18 protein-coding genes are annotated in these 16,061 nt (G+C 36.9%); 10 read left to right on the top strand and 8 right to left on the bottom strand.

Features of this window, described 5'->3' with window-relative positions; genetic code table 11:
* Nucleotides 1–256 precede the first annotated feature (256 nt).
* The 4 genes from V7097_RS18010 (at nt 257) to V7097_RS17995 (ending at nt 3,444) form a co-directional block, all read left to right on the top strand.
* Complete coding sequence (locus tag V7097_RS18010; RefSeq protein WP_335705016.1) at nt 257–1,138, top strand: DMT family transporter; 882 nt, start codon at nt 257–259, stop codon at nt 1,136–1,138.
* Between the two features lie 324 nt (nt 1,139–1,462).
* Entirely contained in the window at nt 1,463–2,194 is a 732-nt protein-coding gene (locus V7097_RS18005) for a hypothetical protein (protein WP_335705015.1), read from the top strand.
* A gap of 123 nt (nt 2,195–2,317) precedes the next feature.
* Nucleotides 2,318–3,235, top strand: coding sequence for a DMT family transporter (locus V7097_RS18000; RefSeq protein ID WP_335705014.1), 918 nt, complete (start codon nt 2,318–2,320; stop codon nt 3,233–3,235).
* 14 nt (nt 3,236–3,249) lie between these two features.
* Nucleotides 3,250–3,444: a hypothetical protein gene (locus V7097_RS17995; RefSeq protein ID WP_335705013.1), complete on the top strand. Its 195-nt coding sequence runs from the start codon at nt 3,250–3,252 to the stop codon at nt 3,442–3,444.
* A gap of 141 nt (nt 3,445–3,585) precedes the next feature.
* Here the strand turns inward: V7097_RS17995 and V7097_RS17990 are convergent, their stop codons facing one another.
* Nucleotides 3,586–4,302 carry a YczE/YyaS/YitT family protein gene (locus V7097_RS17990; protein ID WP_335705012.1) on the bottom strand — a complete coding sequence of 239 codons (717 nt, stop codon included), beginning with the start codon at nt 4,300–4,302 and terminating at the stop codon, nt 3,586–3,588.
* 115 nt (nt 4,303–4,417) lie between these two features.
* Here V7097_RS17990 and V7097_RS17985 point away from each other — a divergent pair, with 115 nt between their 5' ends.
* The 6 genes from V7097_RS17985 (at nt 4,418) to V7097_RS17960 (ending at nt 9,096) form a co-directional block, all read left to right on the top strand.
* The gene (locus tag V7097_RS17985; RefSeq protein WP_335705011.1) at nt 4,418–5,290 is read left to right on the top strand and encodes a LysR family transcriptional regulator; all 873 of its coding nucleotides are present in this window, start codon (nt 4,418–4,420) and stop codon (nt 5,288–5,290) included.
* A 100-nt stretch (nt 5,291–5,390) separates the two neighbouring features.
* Entirely contained in the window at nt 5,391–6,230 is an 840-nt protein-coding gene (locus V7097_RS17980) for a hypothetical protein (protein ID WP_335705010.1), read from the top strand.
* Nucleotides 6,231–6,385: 155 nt separating this feature from the next.
* Nucleotides 6,386–6,877, top strand: coding sequence for a DUF2975 domain-containing protein (locus V7097_RS17975; protein ID WP_335705009.1), 492 nt, complete (start codon nt 6,386–6,388; stop codon nt 6,875–6,877).
* Nucleotides 6,878–6,887: 10 nt separating this feature from the next.
* Nucleotides 6,888–7,097, top strand: coding sequence for a helix-turn-helix domain-containing protein (locus V7097_RS17970; RefSeq protein ID WP_335705008.1), 210 nt, complete (start codon nt 6,888–6,890; stop codon nt 7,095–7,097).
* 52 nt (nt 7,098–7,149) lie between these two features.
* Entirely contained in the window at nt 7,150–7,911 is a 762-nt protein-coding gene (locus tag V7097_RS17965; protein ID WP_335705007.1) for an isoprenyl transferase, read from the top strand.
* 414 nt (nt 7,912–8,325) lie between these two features.
* Nucleotides 8,326–9,096, top strand: a complete 771-nt coding sequence (locus V7097_RS17960; RefSeq protein ID WP_335705006.1) for a sulfite exporter TauE/SafE family protein — start codon at nt 8,326–8,328, stop codon at nt 9,094–9,096.
* A 243-nt stretch (nt 9,097–9,339) separates the two neighbouring features.
* Here V7097_RS17960 and V7097_RS17955 read toward each other — a convergent pair whose 3' ends face one another.
* The 7 genes from V7097_RS17955 to V7097_RS17925 all read right to left on the bottom strand — a co-directional run bounded on the left by V7097_RS17955 (nt 9,340) and on the right by V7097_RS17925 (nt 15,928).
* Nucleotides 9,340–10,071: a sulfite exporter TauE/SafE family protein gene (locus tag V7097_RS17955; RefSeq protein WP_335705005.1), complete on the bottom strand. Its 732-nt coding sequence runs from the start codon at nt 10,069–10,071 to the stop codon at nt 9,340–9,342.
* 101 nt (nt 10,072–10,172) lie between these two features.
* Nucleotides 10,173–10,769, bottom strand: coding sequence for a fumarate hydratase C-terminal domain-containing protein (locus V7097_RS17950; protein WP_335705004.1), 597 nt, complete (start codon nt 10,767–10,769; stop codon nt 10,173–10,175).
* A gap of 72 nt (nt 10,770–10,841) precedes the next feature.
* A complete protein-coding gene (locus V7097_RS17945) occupies nt 10,842–11,888 on the bottom strand; it encodes a YeiH family protein (protein ID WP_335705003.1) in 1,047 nt (348 codons plus the stop codon).
* Between the two features lie 181 nt (nt 11,889–12,069).
* Nucleotides 12,070–12,996, bottom strand: a complete 927-nt coding sequence (locus tag V7097_RS17940) for a fumarate hydratase (protein ID WP_335705002.1) — start codon at nt 12,994–12,996, stop codon at nt 12,070–12,072.
* A gap of 20 nt (nt 12,997–13,016) precedes the next feature.
* Nucleotides 13,017–14,762, bottom strand: coding sequence for an FAD-binding protein (locus V7097_RS17935; protein WP_335705001.1), 1,746 nt, complete (start codon nt 14,760–14,762; stop codon nt 13,017–13,019).
* 38 nt (nt 14,763–14,800) lie between these two features.
* On the bottom strand, nt 14,801–15,175 hold the full coding sequence (locus V7097_RS17930; RefSeq protein WP_335705000.1) for a hypothetical protein: 375 nt from the start codon (nt 15,173–15,175) through the stop codon (nt 14,801–14,803).
* A 30-nt stretch (nt 15,176–15,205) separates the two neighbouring features.
* The gene (locus V7097_RS17925) at nt 15,206–15,928 is read right to left on the bottom strand and encodes a succinate dehydrogenase/fumarate reductase iron-sulfur subunit (protein WP_335704999.1); all 723 of its coding nucleotides are present in this window, start codon (nt 15,926–15,928) and stop codon (nt 15,206–15,208) included.
* Nucleotides 15,929–16,061: the final 133 nt, after the last annotated feature.

The raw sequence follows: 16,061 nt of genomic DNA, 5'->3' as shown, positions 1-16,061 counted from the left end.
CAATTGTTTGGACTTGACTGAAAAATCGATTCAAAAAGTCCTTCATAAACCCGATGAAGACCATTCCGAGCGAAAAGCAGGTTCAAAAAGTCTTTCATAAGCCTGATGAAGACCATTTTGAGCGAAAATCACGTTCGAAACCTCTTTCATAAGCATCGCATCCCCTACACTTGGCCCAGTCTCTCATATTTTTGTTGATTCGTTATCAAGTTTTGGCTACAGTGAAAATATCAAATATAAATAGGTGGAGGACGACATGCGTAAATATATGGGGGAACTAAGTCTGACAATTGTAGCCATCATCTGGGGAAGCGGGTTTGTGGCAAGTGCAGTGTCGCTCGAACACTACACACCTTATCAAATTCTTGCGATCCGTTTCCTGATTGGAGTCATTTTGTTAAGCCTTGTGTTTTATAAAAAGCTAAAACATATCAAAAAGAGTACGATTATCAAAGGGTCAATCATCGGAATCTTTTTATACGTGGCATTTGCCCTCCAAACAGTGGGATTGGTTTATACGACACCATCGAAAAATGCCTTTTTGACCGCGGTGAACGTAGTCATTGTTCCGTTCATCGCGTTCTTTTTATATAAGCGAAAAATGGATAAGTTTGAATGGCTAGGAGCATTCTTGGCAATTACGGGAATAGGGGTTTTGTCCCTAAAATTCTCTGGGGAAGTCAATATCGGGGATTTGCTTACATTATTATGTGCTGTCGGGTTTGCGTTTCATATTTTTTATACAGCTCAATTTGTAAAGGACGAAGATCCGGTGCTTTTAACGGTTATTCAAATGGCTATTGCTGCAATTTTAGGATTTATTGTCGTTATTTTTAGAGGAGAGACCCACTTTTCGATGAATGTTGAAGGAGTATCCAATGTCCTATACCTGGGCGTGTTCTCCACAACGATTGCTTTTCTACTACAAACCATCGCACAAAAATATACGACAGAAACGAATGCGGCAATTATCTTGTCAACAGAGGCATTATGGGGAACTGTATTCTCTATCATCATTCTCAGTGAGATTTTATCGATAAAAATGATCATCGGAGCCATTCTTATCCTTGCAGCAATCATCATTTCAGAAACGAAACTGAAATTTATTAAGAAAAAAAGATACAATGAAGCAATGTAGCATAGGCGTAACAAAACCACGGAACTTCAGTTTCGTGGTTTTTTAGTAGAAATGAATGTATTTTCCCGGAACATGGTGACACACTTGAGGTTCTTATGAAACGTGCTGATAAGGCTATGTTTGAAGCAAAACGAGGTGGGAAATCAAATATCTTTTTTATTGAGATGAGAAATAAGTAGGTGTTATACACACAATATAGTCATAAAGCCTCATGTTTCCTTTTGTGTAAAAAGGGAATTTCTTCCTATTTTTCACCTATCCTGTTGTTTGCCCAAAATTTGGATACTATAATTAATTTTTGAGGGAAGAAATAGGAGGAGAATTATGGAGAAAAAATGGGGAAGTATACTTATAACTTTAGTATTAGCATTGATTTTAGCAGCTTGTGGTAGTTCAAATGAAGCATCAAAGAATAACGACAACCAGTCAAATGCGTCTAATACGAATGGAGCAGAAAGTGAGCCAAATGATCAAGAAGAGGACACAGAAGCTCAAGAATCAGACGAAAAAGACGAAAAAGACGAAAAAGACAAAGAAACCAATGGCAAGGAAGCAGAAGTTTTTCGATCTTCTGGAGGAGATGAGAAAAAAACTGTTGAACCAGCAGAAAACTTATTTGATTCCGATAAGGTATTCTATTATGACAATGACTCTGTAGAAATTACACTCTCGAATGCATCATTTGTAAAAGAGTTTTCAGTTTCTAATGGGGATCCTGATGATATTTGGGCAAGTCGTAGTACAAATGCTGATTCCCAAATCTATTTTCATATAACAGGTACAATTAATAATGATACAACAGATATTTTTCACTATGGTCACAAGCTTGCAGACGTTAAATTCTTTTTACTATATGATGGCAAGCATGAGTTTGAAAGTTTAGCTGCTACCGAAGAAGAGAATGGTACAAAATTCGGTGGGGCTAGTGTAGATCCATTAACAAAGGGGAATGTTCATATCTATTTCCAAGTTCCTACACCTGTTTCTGAAACAGATAAACCGTTAGTACTTAAAGTGCTACAAGGTGACGAAGAGTTTGAAGTACCTATAAGATAAAAAAGGAAAAGCTAAGCAAAGTTGTGCTTGGCTTTTTTGTATACTAAAAAAGAGGATAATTACTTTTAAAGTCTTTCAAATTTTGGTAACATATTGGCAATACATAAATCGGAGGAAGCGCTGATGAATAAAAAGATGGCGGGGCTTTCAATTGCAGCAGGTGCGTCATTATGGGGGATTATTGGCTTATTTGTAAGCAATCTGTACGCAATAGGTTTTACGCCATTACAGGTTGTGGCAGTTAGAGCAATTGCAGCCTCCATTTTTCTGATTACATATGCATTACTAAAAAATCCCCATGCCTTTAAAATTAAGATACCGGACAGCAAATACTTTATTGGAACAGGTATCATTAGTATTGTCCTTTTTAACTGGTGTATGTTTGTCGCGATTGAGGAAACCTCGATTTCCGTTGCCGCCATTCTGCTTTATACGGCACCAGCTTTTGTCACGATATTTGCTAGGCTTCTATTTAAAGAGAAACTGACCATTCGAAAAATGCTGGCGCTTGCTGTAACAATTCTGGGCTGTGCCTTTGTAGTTGGGGTCTTTCCGAATTTTTCGGGGACAATCTCACTCATTGGACTAGTAGTAGGAATCGGTTCCGGTTTCTTTTATGCACTGTATAGTATCTTCGGCAAGTTTGCTCTTGCAAAATATGATTCTCTAACTGTCACGGTATATACGTTTATTTTCGCTGCAGTCGCAGTGACACCGTTTAGTGGAATCTGGTCTGCCATGAATTTGTTTACAGATATCAAATCATGGTTTTACATCGTAGGTCTAGGCTTTCTATCAACAATGCTGGCATTTATCCTATATACAAAAGGTTTACAGTATATCGAATCAAGTAGGGCATCCATAATTGCAACAATTGAACCGGTCGTCGCTGCCATCATTGGTTTTTTTATCTTCGAGGAAACATTGCAAATGTGGCAATATGTCGGGATTATCATGGTGATTTCAGCTGTAGTCATCGTTCAAGAAACAAGCGAAAGACTTCCGAAAAAATCTATAATAGAAAATGAGACAACTTTATAACCGAGGTGAAAAAAATGAAATTCGCATTTATCATCGTGATTATCCTTGGAATCGCTGCATTAATCGGAACAATTTTAATCGCAGGAAAAGGGGATTCAAACTACCGCGAAAAAACCAAAAGAAATAGTATCAACCTAACAGTGATCTATACAGTGGTAATCCTGCTCTCATTGATTGCAGTTGGAATCTATATTTGGCTTTACGTATAACAAATCCTTAAAAGTGTCCAAAAGGGCCCTTTTTTAGTTTAGCAAATTTCAAGTGTTTACAATAATTCATACAATAAGCAGCGGCAATTTGCTTAGATGAGGGTAAGAATCATAATGAAAAAGAAAACACGAATCTTCATGTTAAGATGAAAGACTCGTGTTTTCTTTTTGAACTGCCTCAATATCTTGAGATGGTTCTTCTTTATTTATATATATCCACTGTGTTAAATATTTCTGGTAATGTTTCATCAACCATCCCAAAATTTTACCGATGAAGTATGCAGCAACCACTGTACCAATACCAACGGCTCCTAATGATTGAATAAATATGATGCATACTAAACCAGCCACACAAACATTTAGTAAATCACTGGAAATTTTAGCTTTACTAAGTTCCTTCTTATATTTTTCGCTTATTACAAACGTTAATTCATCGTAGGGCATTAAAGGAAATTTCGTAGTGAAATATCCAAGTAAACCAATTGCAACAACAAATAAACTAATCAATAAAAAGGCCCAGCGCATGATTAATGTTTCAGGTGCAGGTAATAGTTGGACAAGAAATAAAGTTAAATCCATAAAAAAACCAAATAAAAATGAAATAATTAATTGTACGATCGATTCCCTCATATTGAATCGTTTACTTAAAATCACTTGTATGAAAATAAATAAAACATTTGCAACTACTGTCATGGTTCCGACGGACAAACCTGAAGTCAGTGCAAATGCATAGGCTAATGACGAGACTGGCGATACACCAAGATCCGCTTGTATTGAAAAGCTGACACCAAGGGAAAGAAATAACAAGCCAATAATGTACAAACCAAGTCGCTTCATGGTCACATTTATATGATTCATAAAATCCTCCTTATGAAAAAATAGTCCAACTCCAATATTATCATGGGATTTGGTATATTAATAATATATATATTTGATACATATCATATATAAAAACATATAATGGAGCTAAAAAATGGATATTCGTCAATTACAATATTACAAAGAAATCGTTAAACAAGGGAATATTTCGAAAGCAGCTCAAAGTTTGAACATCGCCCAGCCCCCATTAAGTCAATTGTTAAAAAAACTTGAAGCAGAGCTGGGTACTACTTTAATTCAACGTTATCGTCAAAAATGGGAGCTAACTGAATCAGGTGAACTGTTATATCAATATGCCGAGCAATTATTAAGTCAAATGGATGAAGTGAAAAGGCGGATTCATGAAATAGAAGAAGGTACAGCGGGGACAGTACGCATAGGTGTCTCGTCTGCATGTTCAAATATGTTGATTGATTACATTGCTCAATTTAGAGAACAGTTTCCTCAAATCAAAGTAAATATTTTTTCGGGGGACTCAGAAGGTTTATTAAAAAAGGTACGACAAAAAGAAATTGATATTGCTTTACTTATAAGACCAAGTAATACAGAGGAATTCGAGACGAAAATCTTGAAAAAAGAACCTGCCATCCTTATTGTACCTAGAAGCTTGGCGACGTCACTCTCACCTCAACCCACGATAAAGGAAATCGCTCATCTTCCTTTTATCATGCTCGGTGCAATGGAAGGTCACTCTTTTCATGAAAATATTTTAAAAGCTTTTGATGAACAGGAAGTAAAACCAAATATAATTGTCGAATGTAAAGATATTCCCATGGTTGTTGGGCTTGTCAATCGAGAATTAGGAATCTCCATAATTCCAAGAATGCATTATAAATCCTTGTTTTTCGATCAATTAAAGATATACGAATTTGGGCAGTTTGATTTTAGTATAGAACCAGTAATGATGAAATTAAAAGATGCACCTATCTCAAAAGCTGCAGCACAATTTTGGAATATGGTGAAGTAGACCTTTATAAATACTCAAACTATAAAGTTTTATAAAAGGGAAACCAGTTCCTACACCCTTTTCTACAACCACCCATAGACTAAATCTAGGGTGACTAACTATGCTAAAACGAAATCAAAATGACATAACTTCGTATCATCAAAAGTATTTTCGTCCATCTTGTATGAAAGCTTTAAATTTAAAATTTAGCAATTGGGAGTTCTGGAATCCCTATTATGATAAAACGCATGAACAGATCCAGCTACCCACAGAACTTACGAAGACACCCGAGGATACACTTATCAACTATTTTAGTATTTTACGGGAAGCAGCAAGTATAGGATTGAGGAGTTGCGGTTCCATAGGTAATGGCGAACTTCCATTTCCTCTTGCCTATAATTTTTTGTCAAAATCATATCAAGATAAACTAAGCTATGAAAAATATGTAGCTTCGTTTGCTGGAATAGGTCATACGAGTTTAATAAAGCTTTCCCGAGTGCCAGCTGGAGAGCGAGAGATCAGATTTTTTTATGAAATAGAAACGATTGAGTTGCGGGAAGACCTGATGGTTGAGTACTTTGGCTATTCATATGGATTTATCCAGCTTGAACACGAAAAGGAAGGCTTTCGAATTTCAGATTTGACTAAGATTAGAGAAGATTTTCTCTGTGCCCCATATCATGGCTGGAACCATGATGGGGAAGCGGTAGTAGAAATAAAATTTGGTGAATGGTGCAAAATGATTCAACATAAGTATCCAATAATGATAAATGGATATGTTAATAATATTTGCTTTCATGGTAATGATGGAGCGGATTATTGTATTACGTTTTTTACATTAACGAATGGGACTGACGTAGAAATTGCTCAATTTCGCAAAGTAGGGAATGAGCCGTGGAAACAGGTTCATATAAAGCCCGAAGAAGAATGTTTACCTAAAAATGTGAATGATAATAAATAAATGTTATAAAACGTGCGTTAATTCATGAATTAACGCTTTTTTGTTGTCTGAAAAACAAGATGCAATAAAAATAGAATAAATTTCAATAATATTTTATTGTAAAACGATAAAATATATGTTAAATTAAATTGACATTAAATGAATGAGGTGTTTATATGAAACAAAGTTCTACACTTTTTTTAAAGTTAGCTGTAATTATAATGGGGATTCCCGTTTTGGCTTTGTGCCTATTTTTGTTACCTAAGATAGCGAATGTCGCATTTGAAGAAGCAGGCAATGGTGCAACGTTGGGATATATGGTGCTCGGCATTTTAACACTAATGTATGTTTCTGCTATACCGTTCTACGTTGCATTGTATCATGCGTTTACGCTTTTAAATTATATTGACAGGAACATTGCGTTCTCGGATTTATCTGTAAGTGCTCTAAAGAAAATTAGAAACTGTGCCATCACCATAAGTTGCTTGTATTTAGCTGCCTTACCATTCATCTTTATCATTGCGGAGTGGGATGACGCACCAGGTCTTGTCATAATCGGAATGGTTGCTGTTGGTGCTTCAATGATCATTGCTGTCTTTGCAGCAGTTCTCAAAAAACTTTTACAAGAAGCGATTCGTATAAAAACAGAAAATGATTTAACGGTCTGAGGTGAAAACAATGGCAATTATTATCAATATTGATGTGATGTTGGCTAAAAGGAAAATGAGCGTAACAGAGCTTTCAGAAAGAGTGGGAATCACAATGGCGAACCTTTCTATCTTGAAAAATGGAAAAGCAAAAGCGATTCGACTTTCCACATTAGAAGCAATTTGTAAGTCATTAGACTGTCAACCAGGGGATATTTTAGAATACCGAAGCAATGAATGATGGGACACGGGGACATCATCCATTGACCAACAACATTTCGAGGGGATATACTATGTCGATGAAAATTCCTTTTTTTAAACATAAACAATTAAATGAAGCCGTTCAGTTTGCTGACCATGATACACCGGAACATGTAGCAATCGTAATGGATGGAAACGGACGCTGGGCTCGGAAGCGGGGCTTGCCAAGGGTTGCTGGCCATAAGGAGGGTGTAACTGCTGTCGTAAAAATTGTCAGGATAGCAGTCAAATGCAAAGTTAAGGTTCTGACACTTTATACGTTTTCCACGGAAAACTGGAAACGTCCTAAGCCTGAGGTTGATACGATATTGAGACTACCTAAGGAGTTTCTTCATATTTATCTGCCAGAACTAATCTCCAATAATGTGCGTATTGAGGCAATAGGAGATATGGAAAATCTCCCAGCCTCTACACGTGAAGCAATACAATATGCAGTCCACCGTACACGAGACAATGACGGCCTTCAGTTGAATTTTGCGCTAAACTATGGAGGCAGACAAGAGATTTTAAATGCCATGAAAGAGTTGTTCTCGGATATGAATGAGAAGAAATTGTCACTGGATGATCTGGATGAACAGGAGTTTTCACGGTATTTGTATACTGCTAATCTACCAGACCCTGACCTGCTAATTCGCACTGGCGGGGAAAAACGCCTGAGCAATTTTCTGCTCTGGCAGTTGGCCTATACTGAGTTCTGGTTTACCGATGTGCTCTGGCCAGATTTCTCAGAAAAGGAATTTCTGAATGCGCTAGAAGAATACCGGCAACGAAAGAGAAGGTACGGCGGGATATAATGGGGTACGGGGACAGAATTCCATGTCCTAATGTCCCTGTTTCCCAAAATCGGGTATATTTTTGTCTTAACTTGTTGCTTATATGTAAAGAACAGTACGTATAATATTATGAAAATATTGAATATTTAATAAAATTGTGATTTAATGAAACTATTGGTTGGGTCTTTGGTGATTAACATTAAGTGAACATCATTATCAAACCAATCTCTTACTAAAGAGTTTTTTACCTGTTCTTCGAAGTGTATTTATCATAATATCTAAATTATTTTTTAGTTTGGAACCTATGCTTTTTACTGATTATTCAAATCCATTCTAATAGTCGAGGATGAATAATATCGTAATTCATGTTGCTCAAATAAGAACTACCTAAAGGCGTTAAAGGATTAACCATGAAATAAATTAAGGAGCTCAAAGATGTATGTAACTATGTTGTTAATCGGTTTTTTATCTGGAATATTTACGGGCTTGTTATCAATTGGAGGAGGAATTATTTTAGTCTTTATGCTAATGTTTGTTTTTCCTTTACTGACAGGTAAAACTTTTCCGATGCACACGATAGCTGGTTTTTCTATTATGCAAACATTTTTTTCAACGCTTTCTGGTGGATTTTATTATATACGGCACAAACTTGTCGTATGGAAAGTAGTCTTAATCATGGGTATTCCGGCGTTTATTGGCGGCATCATTGGGGTGCTATTAGCTTCCTATTCCTCTGACTTTTTTTTACGTACCATATTTGCTTTTCTGGCTGTTACGGCTGCCATTGTAATGCAAATACCCTATAAATCAAATGAGGAATCGGAACCTTATAATTTTACAATTTTTTCAATCATCCTTACTGTATTGGCCAGTTTTATAATAGGTATTTCAGGGGGATTAGTAGGAATTGCGGCGGGATTTATTTTTGTACCACTTATGATTTTTGTTTTCAAGCTTCCTATAAAAACTGCAATAGGTTCCAGTCTGCTTATTTGTTTTCTTTTAGCATCGGGGAGTCTGATTACTAAACTGGGTATCAGCACTATTCCTATAGGTTATGCGTTTATGCTGATTTTAGGGGGAATCACGGGGGCCCAAATTGGCGGACGTATAACAAAACGACTGAATTCAATCACATTAAAGAGAATTGCTGCGTACTTAATTCTGCTTGTGAGTATAAAGCTTTTTTTTGATATTTATTTTTGAGAAAAAGAAGGGGAATAAAAAACGTACAGTTCATAGTGGAGAGATCAAATTAATTGAAACAAAGGAAAAAACACCTCTCAGGTCGTATTTATTAATATGACAAGCGGGAGGTGTTTTTCCTATGGGGAGAACTAAGAGTTTTTACTCATATGAGACAAATATGAAAGCAATGCCAAATATCATGGACCTATACAACAATGAGATAATTGCTTATCGAATAAGTTTTAATTATCCAATTATCCCTTAAGTAATGACAAAGAAGTTCATGATAATTAAATAACCGCCTGTAAAGAGTAGTATCAGATAAGAAATCAATCGAAAGGTGCTCTGGCTGACCTTCTTAAAGAAGAACTGCCCCAGCAACATGCCTAAAAAAAGCGCAGGAATGGAAATCAGGGAAGCATTCCAAACGACTAAACTTGTACCGCTAAATATGATTTGTAAAATTAAGCTAATGAAATAGACAAAGAGATTGTAGACTAATGGAGTGTTCCGAAAGTTGTCTTTATCCATTGCACTCCCAGAAAAGTAAAGTAACAGAGGCGGACCGGGTATTCCCATGCTTGTCGTTAGAAGGCCAGATATTCCACCTGTTAAGATGTCCCTTTTCTTTGTTTGGAGGATGGTTAATTTTAAAATAAGAAGAACTGTGAAAATCAGAATCAGTACACCCACTATGATCTTTAGTAAGGTGACATCCAAATAAAGATAAATCGGAATTCCTAAGAGAGTTCCTACACTACTACCTTTTATTAAACGTATTAACAGGGCTTTATCGATTTCTTTTCCTATTTTAAAAATCATAAATAAGGAAAGACATAGGGAAAGAATAATATTAATCTGAATCGCCGTATGAACGGGATAAATCAAAAATAAAAACGGTGTGCTTATTACTGAAAATCCGTAGCCCGTACATGTTTGCAGTAAAGAAGATATTAGGACAATCAGGAATAGAAAGATCCAACCTTCCTCCATGTAATGCCCCCCTTATTTATCAAACTGTAAAAATTAGAACTAAAAGGCAAGAATCCTATTTAAAGTAGGACTTTTGCCTTGATCTGTTGATTTCTCCATGTTTAAATTTGATTTAATATATTATCTAGATTTGCTCTTGCAATTTTCTTAATATCCTTGTATTTATTGTTCCCATGAGAATCAATAGAGACAATTAAAGGCCCAAAATCTTTTACCCTAAATTTCCATATGGCTTCAGGCATCAGGTCTTCCCACCATACATCTTCAATTGCTTCTACCTGTGTCGTCTCCAATGCAGCCGATCCCCCAAGGATAGAGAAATAACAACCATTAAAATCAATACATGCCTGACTCCCATCCTCGAGGAGTCCTCCTTTTCCAATAATGACTTTCATGCCATAATTTTGCATTAATCCCCTAGTAAAACGATCCATACGATAGCTTGTAGTCGTGCCAATGCTCACCTTTTCATATGTACCGTCCTCTAACTTTCTGACTCCTGGAGCCGTATGGAGACCGATAGATCCTTGTAATTGTGGAATAAGGTCAGCTGGCAGTTCCACCTTCTTATCAAATAGGCGAATTAGATTTGCATCACGGATTCCGAAAATAATCCCATCTAAAGTGACTGTATCCCCTGCATATAATTTCTTAATATCTTCATCTGTCAACGGAGCCTTTAATCTATAATGTGCCATAGTATCCCTCCTATTGAATTTTTCAAACCTTGTAACCATAAAGGCAACTAAACGATTATTCTATAAAATTTATTAAAAAAGGATAATAATTAAGAGCAAGCTGATAGCTCCCATGATAATGGATGAAATTAAACCAACCATCAAAGGGCGTATACCTACAGATTTAATCTTTTTTAAATCAGTTCCTAGACCTACACTAGCCATGACCATTAATATGAAAAATTTAGCAATGAAAGTAGTGGGCTCGATAAAGCTGGATGGCAAAGGGAAAGTCGTATTTATCGCAGCAGCTCCAGCAAAAAATAATATAAAGAATGGAAAGACATTACTCATTTTTACTTTTTTCTGATTGGAATTCGCTGTTTTGTTTTTAATAGAAATAAAAATTGATAATAGGACAGCAACTGGAACTAGCATTAATGTTCTAATCAATTTAATAACTACGGATGCATCTCCAGCTTCTGTACTGTAACTATAACCAGCTGCGACAACAGATGAGGTGTCATGGATTGCTATACCTGCCCATGCCCCAAACATACTATCTGGCATGGAAAGCAAATGGCCAATAATGGGATAGATTAATACAGCTAATACATTAAAGGCAAAAATTGTGTTAATTGCATAGACGATGTCCTCATCTTTTGCTTTTAGGATTGGCCCTGTAGTAGCAATTGCTGTGGCCCCACATATTCCAGTCCCTAAACTAATGAGCAAAGGAATATTCCCTTTAAGTTTAAATAGCCTTCCGATGAAATAGGTTAAGCCAATTCCAAGGCTGACTGCAACCAATACGATAATTGCCGTATTTATTCCAAGCTGAAAGATCTCAGAAAAACTAAAACTAAAGCCAAGAAGAATAATAGCTAGTTTTAATAACTTTTTAAGAGTAAAGCCAATTCCAGGATAAAATTCTTCGGGAACAACAAGAAACTGTCTCATGAGGACTCCGATAACAATAGCAATGACAGCTCCGCCGATTAGGGGGAAATCCTTTCCCAAAGAATGGGCGATCAGCCCAATAACAAATGTTAAACTAATACCTGGAAGATTTTGTGACTTAATAAATGGTATTTTCGAAAAGGGGACGGTGGATTTTTCTAATTGAAGCTCGCTACTCATTTGAAAACCTCCAGCTTAATTAGTGATTATCAGTAGTATCTAAGGATGAAAGGAATAAGGTTCTCTTTTACTCAATTTCATCTCCCTAACTGGGGAAATGAAATTGAGCTTAAATTGGTGATTTTTCAAAAAATAAATCTCCGATTGTGTTTAATGATAAAATAACATTAGGGAAGTCTCATTAAAATGAAATTCTAGGTTCTTCTTCCCCTTGAATGAAAATAGCTCTCATTCTTCGCGCAGGCCAACACATCATATTAACAGCTACAGGGTTACATGTCATATGCGTATCTGCTGCTTCAATATGGACTGCTAATGCTGTCGTACTTCCTCCTAAGCCTTGTGCACCCAATCCTAATTTATTTATTAAAGTAAACAATTCCTCCTCTAGTTTCCGTACATTTGGATCCGGATTAGGAGAACCAACTTCACGTGCCGCAGCTTTTTTTGCAAGTGCCGCACATTTGTCTGCTGTTCCACCGATTCCGATTCCCACGATAGTAGGAGGACATGGATTAGCGCCAGATTCAAAAACACATTCTAAGACGTATTTTTTAATCCCTTCAATACCAGCGGCGGGCGTTAACATTTTTAAATAACTCATGTTTTCAGAACCTGATCCCTTAGGAACAATTAAAATTTCAATTTGATCCCCTTCCACAAATTCATAATGAATAATAGGGACTTGGTTTCCGGTAGAAGTGCCATGGTTTTTTCTTGTTAATGTGTTTACAATACTGCTTCTTAATGGATGCTCCAGCGTTGCCCGTTCCGTTCCTTTTCTAATTGCCTGTTCTAGTCTAAGACCATCAAACCGTACTTGATTCCCTACTTTCACAAAATATACTGGAATTCCTGTGTCTTGGCAGATTAATAATTTTTGATCATCTGCAGTGGAAACAGTCTTGATGAGTGTTGAAAGAATCTCTTTACCACTTTCTAATTCTTCATTTTCGTAAGCTCTTTCTAAGGCAGTTCTAACATCAGGTGGTAAATCCTTAAGGGATTCAATATAAAGAGTTTTGCAGGATTCCTCGACACTTTTATAAAAATCTTTGTCCACTCCCCAAACATGCTTATAATCTGCAGTATAATCGGTAACTGTCATAGAAAACCACTCCTTACTTGTTATTTGGAAGCCACTTTAATCTTATCTCCGTCAATTCTTGCCACATCGATACGGGTTTGTTTAGTTTTTTCTACATGATAGCGGGGTTCTCCGTCTTCGCCCTTGGTCACATATATATTGCTTAGCCATTGTTCATCATTTCTTTCCTGATAATCCTCTCTGTAGTGAGAGCCTCTGCTTTCAGTACGCATTAGAGCACTAGCCGTAACCATCTTGGCTATTGATACCAGATTACGAACATTTAAGAATTCTTGCCATGATAGATTATAGTGTCGTGAACCTTTTACAGATACACGCTCAATTCGCTCTTCTAATAATCTTAGTTCACTTAAAGCAATCTCTAGATCTTTCCCATTTCGGACCAGACCAACTTTTTCCCACATTAAGTTTTTCAAATCATTACGAATATAAAAAGGATTTTCTCCTTCCACATTTTTAAAAGGCTTTACAATATCGTCAATAAAGTAATGAACCTGGGCATCCGATATTTTTCCAATAGTGTCGATGGTATTAATATAGGAAACGGCCGCATCACCTGCTCTGGCCCCAAATACAGTTGAGTCACAAACGCCATTTCCGCCTAGGCGGTTTGCACCATGTACTCCACCTGCATCCTCTCCGGCTACAAATAACCCGGCAATATTTGATTCACAGTTGTTTGTTATCCTTACTCCTCCCATATGAAAGTGGGCTGCTGGGGAGATTTCTACTGGCTCCGTGCTTAAATCCCTACCAACATCTCTACAGCGTTCTACCATGCCAGGGAACATTCGCTGTACATTTTCTTTCCCAAGGTGGGATACATCCACGTATACCCCACCCAACGGAGTTCCGCGACCTTCCATAATTTCCATGTAGGCTGCTCTTGAAACCCGATCTCTTGTAGAGCGCTCCATTCGTTCCGGGTCGTAATTTTTCATAAATCTTTCACCAAGAGAATTTATTAAATAACCCCCAGCTCCACGAAGGCCTTCTTCGAGAACACCCCCGTTTAACCGTGAATTCTCGGCAAGCAGTCCAGTTGGATGGAATTGCATCATTTCCATATCCAAAAACTCTGTTCCTGCTCGGTAACACATAGCCATTCCATCTCCTGATTTCTCAAGGCTAGGTGTTGCAATCTTGTACATTGTGGCGGCACCGCCCGTCCCAACAATAACAGCTTTACAGTGAACAACAATAAATTCGCCGGTTCTCATATTAAGCATTAAACATCCAGCTACTCTGTGTTTTTTCTCATCAAATAATATATCAATAGCCCTTACTTCATCCCACGCGGTGACGTTTGGTTTAGCATAAAGTTGATCACGCATCCGAGAAATAATTTCAATTCCTGTTAAGTCTCCCTTGTGAACAGTCCGGTCGAAAGTTTGACCAGCAAAGGGTTTTTGGTGAATCGTTCCATCTTCATTTCGATCAAAAAAGACTCCCATTTTTGTTTCTAACTCTCTTATTCTTTTAGGAGCATCATTTACTAGCGTCCATGCCAGCTCCTGATCATTGATTCCGCCCCCACCTTTGATCGTATCCTTAAAATGCTTTTCAAACGAGTCATCTGGATGAAGTACAACATTATATCCGCCTTGTACCATACGGGTACACCCGCTTTTTCCTATTAATCCTTTTGCTGAAACGATAATTTTTAAATTGGGGTTCTGATCAGCTGCATGATGAGCAGCAAATAAACCAGCACCGCCACTCCCCAAAATTAGAATATCTGTCTCTACGCGTTCCAATGAGTTCACCTACTCTTTTTTAGTCAATTTAATATAATAATATGTTACTAGGCCACAATGACATAAAACATGAAGGCAGATAAAACAGCACCAATAACGGTAAAAATAGTAAACACACTTCGATTATCTTTTACAATACCGATATCAATTAGAATCACCCTAAAACCATATAAAGCGTGGAAAATTAAAGCAAAGATTAAGAGAGCATCTAATAAAGCGTTTAAGTGTAGAGTAGAGAGTATGCCAATGCCTGGAAGTTTTCCAACTATTGCATAACCACTATAGATTTTTAATGGTAAACAAAATAGTAGGATTAATGCTGTTACTCTTTGAACGATCCATGCAATATAGCCAACAAAAGGGCGTTGTTTCACCTTTACTTCTTGAACATTTTTACTTGTTTGCAAACTAGTTGAAGTCATTACCAAACCATCTCCTATCGTTTAGTCAAATTACCACTTCATACCTATCGCTCTTTTTAACTGTTTCATTTTGATTTTCTGGATTGTTGCCATTGGTTTAATTCCTTTTGGACAAACTTCTACACATGCACTAAAAGATCGGCAACCAAATGCCCCATCAGTTTCTACCACCATGTCTAGCCTTTCCTCTCTAGCTCCATCTCTTTCATCTGCAATCAAATTGTACGCTCGGTTTAAGGCTGCTGGACCAATAAATTCATCGACACCTCTAAGTGAAACTGTATTACAGGATTGAAAACACAATCCGCAAGTAATACAATCTTGATTTTCATCTATGATTTCTCGTCTTCCTGATGATGGAGGAATAATAGCAAACTCATCCGTATCTTCCTTAGGTACAAAATAAGGTTTTACTTTCTCCCAATTTTGAAAGAATTTATCCATATTGACGACTAAATCTTTTATTACGTCCATGTTCCTCATAGGTTGAACTAGTATTTTCTCACCTAAATGTTCAATTTTAGTTCGGCATGCTAAACGGCCTCGACCATTAATAACCATCCCGCAGGAACCACACATTCCAAGTCTGCAAGCACACCGGAAAGATAAACTAGGATCCTGATCCTCGACGATTAAAAACAAGCTATCCAGTACCGTCATGTTTTCTTTAGCTTCAATTTGAAATGCTTCATACTTAGGCTCATCGTCTGTTTGTGGATCAAATCGCATAACTGTTACTTCAACATCCTTCATTATCAATACCCCCAATTTGTGTGGCAAATTAAGAATCTAACTTCTTCTATCCTCCTTTTTCTTTGATATGGAAGAACCATTGAGTTCCTGGCATAGTGACCCAACCAATATAAATTTATTAAATCACTATTTG

It is taken from the genome of Bacillus sp. JJ1562, from assembly GCF_036962705.1.
Classification (GTDB): Bacteria; Bacillota; Bacilli; order Bacillales; family Bacillaceae_L; genus Ferdinandcohnia.
The sequence above is the reverse complement of the archived record's forward strand: the minus strand, read 5'-3'. Positions and strand labels throughout refer to the sequence as shown.